This window comes from Promicromonospora sp. NPDC023805 (assembly GCF_040639635.1).
Lineage (GTDB): Bacteria > Actinomycetota > Actinomycetes > Actinomycetales > Cellulomonadaceae > Promicromonospora.
The window spans coordinates 73,227-88,307 of the sequence record NZ_JBFAAH010000006.1; the positions used below are offsets into that span (position 1 = coordinate 73,227).

12 protein-coding genes are annotated in these 15,081 nt (G+C 71.3%); 10 read left to right on the forward strand and 2 right to left on the reverse strand.

What is annotated here, in order from left to right:
* Positions 1-2: 2 nt before the first annotated feature.
* A complete protein-coding gene (locus tag AB0F70_RS08610; RefSeq protein ID WP_357446180.1) occupies positions 3-1,052 on the reverse strand; it encodes a MoxR family ATPase in 1,050 nt (349 codons plus the stop codon).
* A 402-nt stretch (positions 1,053-1,454) separates the two neighbouring features.
* On the opposite strand from AB0F70_RS08610, the gene mraZ reads away from it, so the two are divergent.
* The 4 genes from mraZ (at position 1,455) to AB0F70_RS08630 (ending at position 5,724) form a co-directional block, all read left to right on the forward strand.
* Complete coding sequence (gene mraZ / locus AB0F70_RS08615; RefSeq protein ID WP_116674600.1) at positions 1,455-1,925, forward strand: division/cell wall cluster transcriptional repressor MraZ; 471 nt, start codon at positions 1,455-1,457, stop codon at positions 1,923-1,925.
* A gap of 186 nt (positions 1,926-2,111) precedes the next feature.
* Positions 2,112-3,155, forward strand: coding sequence for a 16S rRNA (cytosine(1402)-N(4))-methyltransferase RsmH (gene rsmH / locus AB0F70_RS08620; protein WP_357446184.1), 1,044 nt, complete (start codon positions 2,112-2,114; stop codon positions 3,153-3,155).
* Positions 3,152-3,580 carry a hypothetical protein gene (locus tag AB0F70_RS08625; RefSeq protein ID WP_357446187.1) on the forward strand — a complete coding sequence of 143 codons (429 nt, stop codon included), beginning with the start codon at positions 3,152-3,154 and terminating at the stop codon, positions 3,578-3,580. The genes rsmH and AB0F70_RS08625 overlap by 4 nt, the downstream gene beginning before the upstream one ends.
* Positions 3,577-5,724, forward strand: coding sequence for a penicillin-binding transpeptidase domain-containing protein (locus tag AB0F70_RS08630; RefSeq protein WP_357446190.1), 2,148 nt, complete (start codon positions 3,577-3,579; stop codon positions 5,722-5,724). Before AB0F70_RS08625 ends, AB0F70_RS08630 begins: the two co-directional genes overlap by 4 nt.
* A 63-nt stretch (positions 5,725-5,787) precedes the next feature.
* Here the strand turns inward: AB0F70_RS08630 and AB0F70_RS08635 are convergent, their stop codons facing one another.
* A complete protein-coding gene (locus tag AB0F70_RS08635; protein ID WP_357446193.1) occupies positions 5,788-6,435 on the reverse strand; it encodes a TetR/AcrR family transcriptional regulator in 648 nt (215 codons plus the stop codon).
* Between the two features lie 91 nt (positions 6,436-6,526).
* On the opposite strand from AB0F70_RS08635, the gene AB0F70_RS08640 reads away from it, so the two are divergent.
* Genes AB0F70_RS08640 through AB0F70_RS08665 form a run of 6 tightly spaced genes read left to right on the forward strand, consistent with a single transcriptional unit; the run spans position 6,527 to position 14,965 of the window.
* Positions 6,527-9,154, forward strand: coding sequence for a glycoside hydrolase family 3 C-terminal domain-containing protein (locus AB0F70_RS08640; protein WP_357446196.1), 2,628 nt, complete (start codon positions 6,527-6,529; stop codon positions 9,152-9,154).
* Positions 9,155-9,197: 43 nt separating this feature from the next.
* Positions 9,198-10,877, forward strand: coding sequence for an ABC transporter substrate-binding protein (locus tag AB0F70_RS08645; protein WP_357446199.1), 1,680 nt, complete (start codon positions 9,198-9,200; stop codon positions 10,875-10,877).
* A complete protein-coding gene (locus AB0F70_RS08650; protein ID WP_357446202.1) occupies positions 10,877-11,992 on the forward strand; it encodes an ABC transporter ATP-binding protein in 1,116 nt (371 codons plus the stop codon). The genes AB0F70_RS08645 and AB0F70_RS08650 overlap by 1 nt, the downstream gene beginning before the upstream one ends.
* The gene (locus AB0F70_RS08655; RefSeq protein WP_357446205.1) at positions 11,989-12,972 is read left to right on the forward strand and encodes an ABC transporter permease; all 984 of its coding nucleotides are present in this window, start codon (positions 11,989-11,991) and stop codon (positions 12,970-12,972) included. Before AB0F70_RS08650 ends, AB0F70_RS08655 begins: the two co-directional genes overlap by 4 nt.
* Positions 12,969-13,886 (forward strand): ABC transporter permease, encoded by a 918-nt coding sequence (locus AB0F70_RS08660; RefSeq protein ID WP_357446208.1) that lies wholly within the window; start codon positions 12,969-12,971, stop codon positions 13,884-13,886. The genes AB0F70_RS08655 and AB0F70_RS08660 overlap by 4 nt, the downstream gene beginning before the upstream one ends.
* Positions 13,883-14,965 (forward strand): ABC transporter ATP-binding protein, encoded by a 1,083-nt coding sequence (locus AB0F70_RS08665; protein ID WP_357446211.1) that lies wholly within the window; start codon positions 13,883-13,885, stop codon positions 14,963-14,965. Before AB0F70_RS08660 ends, AB0F70_RS08665 begins: the two co-directional genes overlap by 4 nt.
* The last annotated feature ends 116 nt before the right edge of the window (positions 14,966-15,081 follow it).

A 15,081-nucleotide genomic window follows, 5' to 3' on the forward strand; every position in this document is an offset into this window, starting at 1 on the left:
GCTCAGAACTTGCGCCGGTCGGCGGGCCCGAGGGCAGGCACCGGCGTGCGCTGCACCAGCTCGTCCACGAGCGTCTCGGGGGTCACACCGCTGAGGCGGGCCTCGGTGGTGAGGATGAGGCGGTGCGCCAGGACCGGCCGGGCGAGCCGCTGGACGTCGTCGGGCAGCACGTGGTCGCGGCCCGCCATGGCGGCGATCGCCTTGGCGGCGCGCAGCAGCTGGAGCGAGGCGCGCGGGGACGCGCCGAGGCGCAGCCCCGGGTGTTCACGCGTGGCCCCGACCAGGCCCACCACGTACCGCTTGACCGACGGCGACGCGTACAGGGACCGCGCGAGCTGGGAGAACCGCAGCATCGAGTGCCCGTCCGTCACCGGCTGGAGGTGGGACAGCGGCGTGCTGGTCTCCTGCCTGTCCAGCATGAGGATCTCGGCGTCGACGTCGGGGTAGCCGACGGTGATGCGCGCCATGAAGCGGTCCCGCTGCGCCTCGGGCAGCGGGTAGGTGCCCTCCATCTCCACGGGGTTCTGCGTGGCGACGACGAGGAACGGCCGCGGCAGCTGGTGGGTGGTGCCGTCGACGGTGGTCTGGCCCTCCTCCATGCACTCCAGCAGCGCGGACTGCGTCTTGGGGGAGGCGCGGTTGATCTCGTCGCCGATCACGATGTTGCTGAACACCGGACCGGGCCGGAACTCGAACTCGTGGGTGCCGGTGCGGAAGATGTTGACGCCGGTGAGGTCGCTCGGCAGCAGGTCGGGCGTGAACTGGATACGGCCGACGTGGCAGTCGATGCTGCGGGCGATCGCCTTGGCGAGCGTCGTCTTGCCGACGCCGGGTACGTCCTCGACCAGCAGGTGCCCTTCGGCCAGCAGGACGGCGAGGGTGATGTCGGCCAGCCCTGGCCGGCCGGTCACGACGGACTCGACGGCTCCGCGGACGCGAGCCATGGTTTCCACCAGCTCGTCGAGCGCACCCGGTCCGGGCGCCGCCTGCGGGGCGGCCCCGCCGCTGTAGTGAGTTTCCGCGAGGCCGGGCGCGGCGGGTTCCGTGTGCACAGGTGGAGACCTCCATCAGGGCCGAGCTACTGGCCGGGGTTCTCGGCGCGTGGTCGCGCCGATTCGGAGCCGGGGCGGCTGGCGCTGCCCGGCTGGTCCAGCGTAGTAGAGATGTAAAGCACTCAGTTGTCTGCATCACGCAGTCTTCACAGGTCCCAGAAGGTGATTTGCCCGGCGGGATCGGCCCCCTGCCGGGGCTGGTGACCGGCGTGGGAGCGCGGCCCGGTGCCAACTACTCCGCCATTCCGCGCCGCGCCGGGCACGAATTTACTCCACCCGCTCTTTACCTCTTTGACCTGCGCATTGAGGGTCTGTGGGTAGTTCTCCCCATCGTTTTTCCGAGTGGTGTGGTGGAAAGTGGAGTAGCGTGGAGTGTGCGGGAGCGAGAGGAGGTGTTGGCCCATGGCTGCGATGGCAGAAAATTTCGCGGGTCTGGGTCTGCTCCTCGGTACGTACACCCCGAAGCTGGACGAGAAGGGCCGGTTGATCCTTCCCGCCAAGTTCCGGGGGCGTCTGTCCAGCGGTCTGGTCATGACCAAAGGGCAGGAGCGGTGCCTCTTCCTTCTCCCGATGGACGAGTTTCAGCAGATCTACACCCAGATCCGGCAGGCGCCGGTGACGAGCAAGGCTGCACGGGACTACACGCGAAACTTCCTCGCGGGAGCTAGCGACGAAGTACCGGACAAGCAGGGCCGGGTCTCCATCCCGTCACACCTGCGCGAGTACGCCGGTCTGGATCGCGAAGTGGTCGTGATCGGGGTCGGGAGCCGCGTGGAGGTGTGGGACGCGCAGGCCTGGTCGACATATCAGGAGCAGACCGAACCCGACTACATCGATCAGGCCGAGGAGATCTTCCCCGGTCTGAGCTTTTAGACAGGCTTCTAGGGCAGGACGAGGCAGGCGGCCGTACGGCCAGGCCTCCTCCCGCTGGATCCGGCGCACTTCCCCGCCGCCGGAACCGTGCGGAGGGAGACCTGACCGGACGGCTCGGCCCGGCAGGTCCAGCACGTCCGCAGGTTCAGCACCACGGCAGGGCACGACGCAGGAAAGGAGCCACCGATGAACGCGACCGACAACCGTCCAGGTACCAACAGCGACGCCGCCGACCGCCACCTCCCGGTGCTGCTCCAGCGGTGCGTCGACCTGCTCGCGCCGGCGCTCGCCGCGCCCGGCTCCGTGCTCGTGGACTGCACGCTCGGCATGGGCGGTCACACCGAGGCGGTCCTCGACCAGATCCCGACGGCCCGCGTGATCGGCATCGACCGGGACCCTCAGGCGCTCGCCCTCGCGGGTGTGCGGCTGGCCCGTTTCGGCGACCGGTTCACGCCGGTGCACGCGGTCTACGACGAGATCGGCGAGGTCGTCGCCGAGCACGCCGGCGGCTCCGTGCAGGGTGTGCTCATGGACCTCGGGGTGTCCTCGCTGCAGCTCGACGAGGCCGAGCGGGGCTTCGCGTACGCGCAGGACGCGCCGCTCGACATGCGCATGGACTCCACCCAGGAGCTGACGGCGGCCGACGTGCTCAACACGTACGACGAACGCGACCTCGCGCGGATCCTGCGGGAGTACGGCGAGGAGCGGTTCGCGAGCCGGATCGCGAAGGGCATCGTCAGGCTTCGGGCGGAGCGGCCGTGGGACCGCAGCGCTGAGCTCGTCGACCTGCTGCGGGCCAGCATCCCCGCGGCCACGCGCAAGACCGGCGGACACCCGGCCAAGCGCACGTTCCAGGCACTTCGGATCGAGGTGAACGGTGAGCTCGAGGTGCTCGAGCGCGCCGTGCCCGCCGCGATCGAGGCGCTCGCCGTGGACGGCCGGATCGTCGTGGAGTCGTACCAGTCCCTGGAGGACCGGATCGTCAAGCGTGCCATCGCGCAGGGCACCACGTCGTCCGCCCCGTCAGGGCTGCCCGTGGAGCCGGAGACGCACCGGCCCTACCTCGAGGCGCTCACCCGGGGCGCGGAGGAAGCCGACGCCGAGGAGCTGGAGCGCAACCCGCGTTCCGCCTCGGTCCGGCTCCGCGCCGCCCGGCGTCTGCGCCCTACGCCTGACCACCTGCTGAACCGCACCACCAAGCACCACACCGCGAAGGAGGACCGCCGATGAGTGCCACGACCGCTGCGACGGCCCGCGCCGCTCGCCCCGCCGAGCTGCCCCGTACCCGCAGAGCGCCCCTGACCGCGATCTCGGGGGGTGCCGGCCAGCGCGGCCGCCGCCTCGACGCCGTCCGCGCGCCGCTGCACGCGAAGAGCCGCGTGCCGTTCCTCGTGCTGTGCGCGACCCTGATGATCGGTTCGCTCGTGGCGGTACTGGTCCTGAACACCACGCTCGCGCGTGGCTCCTACGAGATGTCCAAGCTGCAGGGTGAGGTCGCGCAGACCGCTCAGGACGTGCAGGGCCTCCAGGAGGACCTGAGCGCCGCCGAGACGAACCTGGACGACAAGGCCCGCAGTCTCGGCATGATCCCGGCGGAGAACCCGACGATGGTCAGCATCGAGACTGGCAAGGTGGTGAAGGGAACGGGTCAGTGACCCGCCCGACGTCGGACCCGGGCCGGCAGCGCACCCCGACGGGGCGCGCTGCCGGCCCGCGTTCCACACAGCCGCGCGCTGCCCAGTCCCGTTCTGCGCAACCCCGTTCTGCGCAGCCCCGCAAGCCGCAGACCGGCACGCCTCAGCCCAAGAAGGCTCAGCCGAAGCCCCAGCCCAAGAAGCCTCAGCCCAAGCCCCAGGTCAGGAAGCCTCAGCCCAAGCCTCAGGCCAAGGCCCGACCCAAGCTCCAGCCGAAGAAGCCCCAGCCCAAGAAGTCCCAGCCCCGTGCGACAAGCACCCGGCTGGGACTTCAGGCACCCGCTGGGCCCGGCCGGAGCGCGGCCCCGGCGCGTCCCGCCCAGTCGCCCGCCCGCTCCCGGGTGGCGCGCCCGCTGCCGCCCCGACCGGGCCGGCCGGAGGTGCGGCAGCGCTGGCTCGTCGGCATCGCGGCGCTCGTGGTGCTGATCTTCCTGGTCCGGCTGGTCCACGTACAGCTCATCGAGGGCCCGAGCCTCGCGGAGAAGGCGCAGGCGGCCCGCACGGCGACCGCCGTCACCCCGGCACACCGTGGTGACATCACGGACGCCAACGGCGTGGTGCTCGCGACGTCGGTCGACCGCTACACGGTGGTCGGTGACCCGGTGGCGATCAAGGAGTTCCGCGGTGCGGCGCGCGGCGTCGAGGACGGCGCGCTCGGCATCGCGCACCTGCTCTCGCCGATCCTGGACATACCCAAGAACGAGCTGGCGGCCCAGCTCGTGGGCAAGTCCCGCTACAAGGTGCTCGCCAAGAACGTGGTGCCGGAGGTGCAGCGTGCCATCGCCGCGCTGGAGGTCCGCGCGTACGTCCGGACCGACCTCACCTCGCGGCGCACCTACCCGTCGGGCACGGTCGCTGGCTCGCTGGTCGGCTTCGTGAACGACGAGCAGACCGGTCAGGGCGGTATCGAGATGGCGTACGACGACACGCTGGCCGGCACCGCGGGCTCGGACACCTACGAGCGCAGCCTCGACGGCCTGCGGATCCCGGCGGCGGGGCAGGAGTCGGTCCCGGCGGTCCCGGGCAGCGACGTCATGCTCACGCTGGTGCACGACATCCAGTGGAAGGCGCAGGACGCCGTCGACGAGGCCAAGCGACGTACCGGCGCGGCGTACGGCATGGCCATCGTGCAGGACATCCGTACCGGCGAGATCCTGGCGCTCGCCGACTCGGGTGCGGTGGACCCGAACGACCGCTCGACCGCGGCCGTTGCGGACGGTTCGCGTGTGGTGAAGGACGTCTTCGACCCGGGCTCGACGGGCAAGGTGATCACCACGGCGGCAGCGCTGGAGGGCGGCCACTGGACCCCGGAGAGCAGGTTCACGGTGCCGGACACGTACACGGCGCCGAACGGCCAGACCTTCCACGACTCGCACGACCACCCGGTGCAGCGGCTCACGCTGACGGGGATCCTGGCGCAGTCGTCGAACACCGGGACCGTCCAGGCGGGCGAGAAGATCCCCCTCCAGGAGCGGCAGGAGTACCTGGAGAAGTTCGGTCTCGGCCAGCCGACGGGCCTGAACCTGCCCGGCGAGTCGGTGGGCTTCATGCCGCCCGACGACGTGGCCGACTGGGACGGCCGCACGCAGTACACGGTCCTGTTCGGTCAGGGTCTTTCGGTGAACGCCATGCAGGCCACCAGCGTCTTCTCGACGGTGGCGAACGGCGGGGTGCGGATGACCCCCACCCTGTTCGAGGGCTCGACGAGCCCGGACGGCACGGTGACGCCCGCCGAGCGGGCGGCCGGGAAGCGCGTCATCTCCGAGAGGACCGCCGACATGGTCGTCGGGATGATGGAGACGGTGACCGAGGACGGCGGTACCGGAACCAACGCCGAGATCCCCGGCTACCGGATCGCGGGCAAGACCGGTACCGCGCAGATGCCTGCGGGGAACGGCTGGACCATCATGGCGTCGTTCATCGGGGTCGCCCCGGCGGACGACCCCCGGTACACGGTCGCCGTCTTCCTCAAGAGCCCGAAGAGCTCGATCTTCGGTGGCGACGTCGCGGCGCCGGTGTTCAGCGACATCATGGGATTTACGCTGCAGAAGATGGACGTGCCGCCCAGCACGAAGGAGCACCGGCGGCTCAAGACCGAGTGGTAGCCCCGGGGTTCAAGGGCTCTTGATCAGGCCCCGTGATCAGACCTCGTGATCAGGCGTTGCCGATCACGAGCCCGTGATCTCCACGGTGCTGCCAAGCGTCGCCGTCAGTATCGACTCGATGGCGAACCGGGTGGCCTCCGCGAGGTCGACGGCGTCCGGGTCGAGCAGCCACTGCAGCTGAAGGCCGTCCATCAGGGCGATGACGGAGCCCGCCGCACGCTCGGCCTCGCCGTCGGGCAGCCGTACGTCGCGTTCCGTGGCCAGCTCCAGGACCGCCTGCGAGATCTCGCCGCGCAGCACCGAGAACCGGTGGGCCACCCAGCTCGACGCCGGGTGCCCGTCGGTCACCGACTCGCCGGTGAGCACCGCGTACGCCTGCACTATGCCGCGCCGGTCGGCGTTCAGGCGTGCGGTGGTGACCAGGTGCCGGAACAGGTCCATGCCGCCGGGGATGTGCTTGCCCTCCAGGTGCTGCACGTCCACGCGGTCGCGGTACTCGAGCACCTCCCACAGCAGCTTGTCCTTGCTGCCGAAGTGGTGCAGCACGCCGGCATGCGTGATCCCTACCTGCGCGGCGACGTCGACCAGCGAGCCCTGGTGATAGCCCTTGGACCCGAAGACCCGCGTGGCCGCGGCGAGGATCTCCTCCCGCCGGTGGGCACGGGTGGGTCGCTTGGTCTTCGGGGCAGCCTGCTCGGTCGCTTCGGACATGCCCATACGATACGGGGTGAACTGACTTACTAACCAGTAAGTAAGTGTGGTTGAATGCGTGGCAGCCGTCCGACGCTGAACGGAGCACACGTTGTCATCGCAGGCAATCACCCGGCAGGCAATCACCCGGCAGGCCAGCACCATGCAGGCAGCCACCACGCGGGTCACCACCACGCGACCCATCGCCCCGGAGCCCGAGCTGCTCCGCCTCCTCGACGAGCTGTCCGCCGAGGAGAAGGTGTCGCTCGTCGTGGGCGCCTCCATGTGGGCGACCACCGCGGTGCCACGCCTCGGCCTGGAGCCGGTCGTGATGTCCGACGGTCCGGTCGGCGTGCGCGGCCCGGGCGGCGGGACGTCGGCGATGTTCCCCGCGCCGTCCGCCCTCGCGGCCACCTGGGACCTGGACCTGGCGCGCCGGTCCGGTGCACTGTTCGCCGCCGAGGCGAAGCGGCACGGCGTCGACGTCGTGCTCGCGCCACAGGTGAACCTGCAGCGCACGCCGGTGGGCGGCAGGCACTTCGAGTGCTACTCCGAGGACCCGCACCTGACCGCCGAGATCGCGGTGGCGCTCGTGGGCGCCGCGCAGGAGCTGGGCGTCGGGATGTGCGTCAAGCACTACGTCGCCAACGACTCCGAGACCGAGCGCACGCGCTACCTCGCGCGCCTCGACGAGCGCACGCTCCGCGAGGCCTACCTGGCGCCGTTCGAGCGGCTCGTGCGCGACGTCGGCCCGTGGTCGGTGATGGGCGCCTACAACGGTGCCGACACCGGCGGCGTCTCCGCCAGGCTCCTCGAGCACCGCCCGCTGGTGGTCGACCTGCTCAAGGAGGAGTGGGGCTACGACGGCCTGTTCGTCAGCGACTGGGTGGCCACCCAGTCGGTCGCGCCCGCGGTGCGCGGTGGCCTCGACCTGCAGATGCCCGGACCCGACGGCGCGTGGGGCGACGGCCTGCTCGACGCCGTCCGCTCCGGCGAGGTCGCGGAGTCCGAGCTCGACGACAAGGTGCTGCGCCTGCTGCGGCTCGCCCACCGCACAGGGCGCCTCACGCTGCCCGACGACGGTGCGGGCGACCGCACGGGTGCGGCCGCGGCCGGTGTCCACGCCGCGATCCACCTCGCCGCCGCGACCACCGGCGAGCCTCCGGCCGAGCAGCTCCTGCGCGAGCTCGCCGCGCGGTCCGTCGTCGTGCTCAAGGACGACGCCGGGCTGGTTCCGTTCGGGCACGACCCGGCCCGGCCGCTGCGTGTCGCGCTGCTCGGACCTGCGGCCGTCGAGCCGTTCTTCCAGGGCGGCGGCTCGTCGTTCGTGCACCCCGACCGCCTCACGTACCCGGCCGAGGAGCTGCGTGCCGCGCTGCCGCAGGGCTCAGAGGTGACGCTGCTGGCCGGCGCGCGCGCCCTGCACAACCCGCCGGAGCTCGACGTCGACCGGTGCACCGACCCGGCGACGGGCGAGCCCGGCCTCCACGTCGAGCTGCTCGCCGCCGACGGCGGCACGCTCGAGGAGTACACGGCCCACGAGTGGACCGGCTGGCTCCACGACGTCCGGCCCGACGCCGACGCCGTCCGGCTGCGGGCGCGCGTCCGCCTCGACGAGGCGGGCGAGCACGAGCTCGGCGTCGGCACGGTCGGCGTGCACAGCGTGCAGGTCGACGGCGCCCGCGTGGCCGAGGGCGACACCCGTGTGGACGAGGGCATAGTGCTCTCCTCGGGGCACAACCACCCGATCGCGGAGCTGGTCACGGCGAGCGGAACCGCGGTACTCGACGCGACGCTCCAGGTGGTGCACGCGGTGGGCTACGGGCACTTCGTGCGCGCCGCCCTGGTGCACCGGCTGCCCGGCCCCTCGGTAGCGGACGAGCTGGCCCGGGCGGTGACGGCCGCAGCGGCCGCCGACGTCGCCGTCGTGATCGTCGGGACCACCGCCGAGGTCGAGTCCGAGGGCTACGACCGCCCCGACCTGGACCTGCCGGGCAACCAGAACGAGCTCGTGCGCCGCGTCGTGGCGGCCAACCCGCGCACCGTCGTCATCGTGAACGCGGGTGCGCCGGTGCTGCTGCCCTGGCTCTCCGACGTACCGACCGTGCTGTGGGGCTGGCTGCCCGGGCAGGAGGCGGGCACCGCGCTCGCCGACGTGCTGACCGGCGTCACCGAGCCGTCCGGACGCCTGCCGTGGACCCTTCCCGCGCGCTTCGAGGACGTCCCGGTGCCGCATGCGCGGCCGGTCGACGGGGTCGTCGACTACGTCGAGGGCACCGACATCGGCTACCGGGCCTGGGAACGCAGGCTCGCGGCTACGGTCGACGGCGGCGCGGACGCCCCCGCTCCGGCCGCCCCGTTCGGGCACGGTCTGGGCTGGACCACCTGGGACTACGAGGACGCGGTCCTCGCCCGGGGCGAGGCCCACGACTCCCCGGCGACCCTGACCGTGTACGTGACGGTCCGGAACACCGGCCGCCGCGCGGGCCGTGAGGTCGTCCAGGTGTACATCGAGGCGCCCGACGGCGGCCCGAGCCGCCCCGTGCGATGGCTCGGCGGCTTCGCGGTCGCCGACGTCCCCGCCATGGGGAGCGCCACCGTCCGCGTACCCGTCCCGGCCCGGGCGCTGCAGGTCTGGGACCCGCAGACCAAGGACTGGGTCACGCCGCCGGGTGTCTACCGGCTGCGTACCGGCAGGTCCGTCGCGGACCTGCGACTGACCAACGAGCTGACCACATAACCATCCGTCCCGCACACGCGGGAGGAGTGCAAGGAGGCACACCGTGAGGATTCACAAGCACGTCGCCGCGGCGGCAGCCGCGGCAGCCATCGCGCTGCTGGCCACGGCCTGCGGCGGTGGCGGCGGAGGCGAAGGCGAAGGCACCACCCAGACCGGAGGCGGGGAGACCCTGACCGTCGGCATGCCGAACGGCGTGCAGACGGAGAACCACAGCCCGTTCGCCACTGGCTCGTCGGCGCTCTCGCTCGGCTACGCGTTCACCATCTACGAGCCGCTGATGATGCGTAACCAGGCGCGGCCCTCGGAGGAGCCGTCCCCCTGGCTCGCCGAGAGCGTCGTGTGGAACGAGGACTTCACCGAAGCTGTCATCACGCCCCGCGAGGGCGTGACCTGGTCGGACGGCGAGGAGTTCACCGCGGATGACGTCGCCTTCTCCATCCAGCTGCGCAAGGACTTCGACGCGCTCAACGCCGCGGCCCTGCCGTACGACACGATCGAGTCCGACGGCACCACCGTCACGGTGACGTTCACGGCCGGGCAGTTCGTCAACCAGTCCAAGCTGTACGACCTGGTCATGGTGCCCGAGCACATCTGGGCCGACATCGAGGACCCGACCACGGACACCAACCCGGAGCCGGTCGGCACCGGCCCGTACACGCTCGAGTCGTGGACGCCGCAGGCCGCCACCGTCGTCGCCCGCGACGACTACTGGGGCGGCGAGCCGGCGGTCCCCGAGATCCGCTACTCGTCGTACAACGACAACAACGCCCTGACCACGGCGCTCACCACCGGCGAGGCCCAGTGGGGCTGGACGTTCATCGCCGACTTCGAGAACGTCTACATCGCCCAGGACCCCGAGCACTACAACCAGTACGCCGCGGGCGGCCTCGGCATCGACGTCCTCTACCTGAACAACGAGACCAAGCCGTTCGACGACAAGGCGTTCCGGCAGGCGCTCAACATGGTGATCGACCGCCAGGAGCTCGTCGACGTCGCGACGTCCGGCGTGAACCCCGCGCTGACCAGCGTGACCGGCCTGCCGCTGCCCGCCGGCGAGGACTTCCTCTTCGCCGAGTACGCCGACCAGGAGTACGAGGTCGACGTCGAGGGCGCCCGCGCCCTGCTCGAGGATGCCGGGTACACCTGGGAGGGCGAGAAGCTCGTCGACCCCGACGGCGAGGACGTCACGTTCGAGCTGGTGAACCCCGCCGGCTGGAACGACTACCTGACCGCGCTCGACCTCATCAAGAACTCGGCGGCCGAGCTCGGCGCCACAGCGACGGTCAACCCCGTCAACCAGGACGGCTGGTTCGCCGACGTCATCCCCGGCGGCGACTTCCAGGCCACCCTGCACTGGACCGACGGCGGCGCCACCCCGTGGGACATGTACTCCGACATCATGGACGGCGCCCACTACAAGAAGCTCGGCGAGCCGGCCACGTGGAACTTCGGCCGCTTCCAGAACGACGACGCCACTGCGGCCCTCGCGGACTACGCCGCGGCGCCCGACGAGGCCGCACGTGCCGCCGCGCTGGAGACGGTCCAGAAGGTCTTCGTCGAGGAGGTGCCGGGCATCGCCATCTGGACCCGCCCGGCCACCGCGCAGTACTCGACGCAGAACTACGTGGGCTGGCCCTCCGAGGAGGACCCCTACAACCAGCCGCAGCCGACCGGCGTGCAGGCCGCCCAGATCCTGATGAACCTCGAGCCTGCGGACGGCTGATGAGTCACAGCACACCGGTGCTGGCCGCGCGCGGCCTCACCAAATATTTTCGAGCAGGGCAGATCCGGGCGGGTGGACGCCGCATCGCCGGCCGCCCGCCCGCCCGGGCGATCCACGCCGTCGACGGCGTGGACCTCGAGCTCCACCGCGGCCAGGTCCTGGCCGTGGTGGGGGAGTCGGGCTCCGGCAAGTCCACGGTCGCCCGGCTGCTGGCCGGGCTGATCCCGATCACGGCCGGCCAGGTACTGCTCGACGGCACCGAGGTCCAGGTGCGGGGCCGGCGGGCGTTCCGCGCGTACGTGCGACGCGTGCAGATGATCTTCCAGGACCCGTTCGCGTCCATCAATCCTGTGCACCCGGTGCGCTACACGCTCACCCGGGCGCTGCGGCTGCACCGGGGCAGGCTGCAGGGAGCGCAGCTGGAGACTGCCCTGACCGAGCTGCTGGAGCGCGTGCACCTCACGCCCGCCGCGCGGTACGTCGACAAGTACCCGCACGAGCTGTCCGGCGGGCAGCGGCAGCGCATCGCCATCGCGCGGGCGCTCGCGGCGGAGCCCGAGGTGCTGCTCGCGGACGAGCCCGTCTCGATGCTCGACGTCTCGATCCGGCTCGGCATCCTCAACCTCCTGGCGGACCTGCGCGACCGGCTCGGGATCGCCGTCCTCTACATCACGCACGACATCGCCTCGGCGCGGTACTTCGCCGACCGGACGACCGTGCTGTACGCGGGGCAGGTCATGGAGAACGGGGACAGCGAGTCGGTTACCCAGGAGCCGCTGCACCCCTACACGCGGCTGCTCGTGGCCTCCGCGCCCGATCCGGACGACCTCGCGGGCGCCGGTGCGGCGGCCGTGCGGGACCAGGGGACCGGCGGCGAGCCGCCGAGCCTGGTCGATCCGCCGCCCGGATGCCGGTTCGCGCCGCGCTGCCCGTACGCGTCCGACCTGTGCCGGCGCGAGACGCCGGCGCTGATCGAGGTGTCGGCCGGCCGGTCGGCGGCGTGCTGGGGGTACAGCGACCGGGAGGACCGGCCGTTGGTGCCGGCGGGTTCGGGGGTCTCGACCGGCTCGACCAGCGGCGCGGGCTCGACCAGCGGTGGGGAGGCGGGCACATGAGGTTTCTGCTGCGCAGGGTCCTGTTCTACGCGCTGACCGCGTGGGCCGCGATCACCATCAACTTCTTCATCCCGCGCATGCTGCCCGGCGACCCGGTGACGGCCCTCCTGGGCCGCATGCAGGGCCGCATCGACTCGCGTGCGGAGCACTCGCTGCGCGTGCTGTTCGGGCTGGACCAGGACACCAGCCTGTGGCAGCAGTACGTCGACTACTGGGGTCTGCTCTTCCGGGGCGACCTGGGCCTCTCTTTCACGCATTTCCCGACGCCGGTCGCGGACATCGTGAGCCAGTCGCTCCCGTGGACGGTCGGGCTGGTCGGCGTGGCGACGATCATCGCGTTCGTCATCGGCTCCCTCATCGGCACCTTCCTCGGCTGGCGCCGCGGTACGTGGGCCGACGGGCTGCTGCCCGTGGCGACGTTCTTCCAGGCCGTCCCGTACTTCTGGCTCGGCCTGATCACCATCGCCGTCCTGTCGGTGAACCTGGGCTGGTTCCCGTCCAGCGGCAGCTACGACCGCGGCCTGGTACCCGCGTTCACGGGCGAGTTCATCGGCTCGGTCATCTATTACGGCTTCCTGCCGGCCCTCACCGTGGTGCTGTCATCCGTGGCGGGCTGGGTGCTCGGCATGCGCAACATGATGGTGACGGTCTCCTCGGAGGACTACGTCACCGTCGCGCACGCCAAGGGCCTGCCGGAGCACCAGGTGATGCTCGGCTACGCGGCCCGCAACGCCGTGCTGCCGCAGGTCTCCAGCTTCGCGCTGTCCCTGGGCTTCGTCGTGGGCGGCACGCTGATCATGGAGATGGTCTTCTCCTACCAGGGCATCGGCTACACGCTCTACCAGGCGGTCTCCACCCACGACTACCCGCTGATGCAGGGCTGCTTCCTGGTCATCACGCTGTCCGTCCTCGTGGCGAACATGGTGGCCGACCTTGCCTACGCCCTGCTCGACCCCCGCACCCGGACGGAGGACCGATGAACAACCGGCTGATGTTCCTGCGCAACGGCAAGGTGATCACGGGCCTGGTCATCCTCGGCTTCTTCACGCTGCTCGCGCTGTTCGGCCCGTGGATCGCGCCGTACGACCCGAACCAGGTGAGCGACGCGCTCCTCAGTCCGCCGTCGGCGGCGCACTGGCTCGGGACCGACCACACGGGCCGCGACATCCTGTCGCAGCTCGTCGTCGGCACCCGCGGCGTGCTCGTCGTCGGCCTGGTCGCCGGCGTGAGCGCCACGGTGGTCGGTGTGCTCGTGGGCGTGACCGCCGGGTTCATCGGCGGCATCGGCGACGAGTCGCTGTCCGCGCTGTCGAACATGTTCCTCGTCATCCCGCAGCTGCCGCTGATCATCCTGATCGCCGCGCAGCTGCCGTCCGCGGGCGGGCTCACGGTGGCCCTCGTCATCGGTGCGACCGGCTGGGCGTGGGGCGCGCGTGTGCTGCGGGCCCAGACGTTGTCGTTGCGCAAGCGCGACTTCGTCGAGGCGGCACGGGCAAACGGGGAGCGCACGTGGCGCCTCGTGCTCGCGGAGGTGATGCCCAACCTGACGGCGGTGATCGCCTCCGGCTTCGTCGGCACCGTGACGTTCGCCGTGCTGTCCCAGGTCACGCTGTCGTTCATCGGCATCACGCCGGTCAGCGAGTGGAACTGGGGCACCATCCTGTTCTGGGCGCAGAACAACCTCGCGCTGCAGCGTGGTGCGTGGTGGTGGTTCGTGCCGGCCGGCGCGTGCATCGCCCTGCTGGGCATGGCCCTGACGCTGGTCAACTTCGGTATCGACGAGATCGTCAACCCCCGCCTGCGGTCCACCGGCCTGCACGCGCGCTCGCTGCGCCGCCGGGGCATCCGGCCGCGCGTGGGGTTCACTCCGGTGGTGCGGGAGGCACGGTCATGAGCCAGACGGACATCAGTACCCAGGCGAGCGCGCAGGCCCAGGCGCCGACGCCGTCGGACCCGGTCCTGGAGATCCGGAACCTGAGCGTCGACTACGGGTTCGGCGACGACCCGACGCACGTGCTGCGGGAGGTCTCGCTCACGCTGAATCGCGGCGAGGTGCTGGGGCTGGCGGGGGAGTCGGGCTGCGGCAAGTCCACGCTCGCCTACGCGGCCACCAGGCTGCTGTCGCCACCCGGTCTCATCACGGGCGGCGAGGTGTGGCTCACGGGCCGCGACGGCAAGCGCGCGGACCTGCTCTCCCTGTCCGACGCCGAACTCCGGGCCGCCCGCTGGCGCGACATCGCCATCGTGTTCCAGGGCGCGATGAGCTCGCTCAACCCGGTGTTCCGGGTAGATCGTCAGCTCATCGACGGCATCATGGCGCACCGGCCGCGCATGCGCCGCGAGGAGGCCCGGGAGCGGGCGGCCGAGCTGCTGCGGCTCGTCGGCATCTCGGCGGACCGGCTGCGGTCCTACCCGCACCAGCTCTCCGGCGGCATGCGGCAGCGCGTCATGATCGCTATGGCGCTCGCGCTGGAGCCGCAGGTGCTCATCATGGACGAGCCCACGACGGCGCTCGACGTCGTCATGCAGCGCCAGATCCTGGAGCAGGTGATGGAGCTGCGCGAGCGGCTGGGCTTCTCCGTGGTGCTCATCACGCACGACGTGTCCCTGCTCGTCGAGGTCGCCGACCGGATCGCCGTCATGTACGCGGGCGAGATAGTGGAGACGGCGGCCGCGCGGGACGTCTACGCGAAGCCCCGACACCCGTACTCGGCGGGGCTGCTCGGGTCGTTCCCTCCGCTGCACGGGCCGCGGCGGGAGCTCACCGGCATCCCGGGGGCGCCGCCCGACCTGTCCAAGCGCCCGCCGGGCTGCCCGTTCGCGCCCCGGTGCCCGCACGCCATGGACGTGTGCCGTACGGAGCTGCCCGTGCTGGGGCGGACGGCGCAGGCAGAGGAGGGGCGTCTGGTGGCGTGTCACCTGCACACGTCCGGGCTGGTGGGCGGCGAGCTGCCGGACCTGGTGGCGCGGTAGCGGATTGCCGCCGTCGGGACCGACCGGCGGAAGGTGTAGGTCTGCGAGGTGTGTTGCTGTGAGTAGACATCGTCTACGCACAGCAACACACCTCACCTGCGTAAACAGTTCCGCGT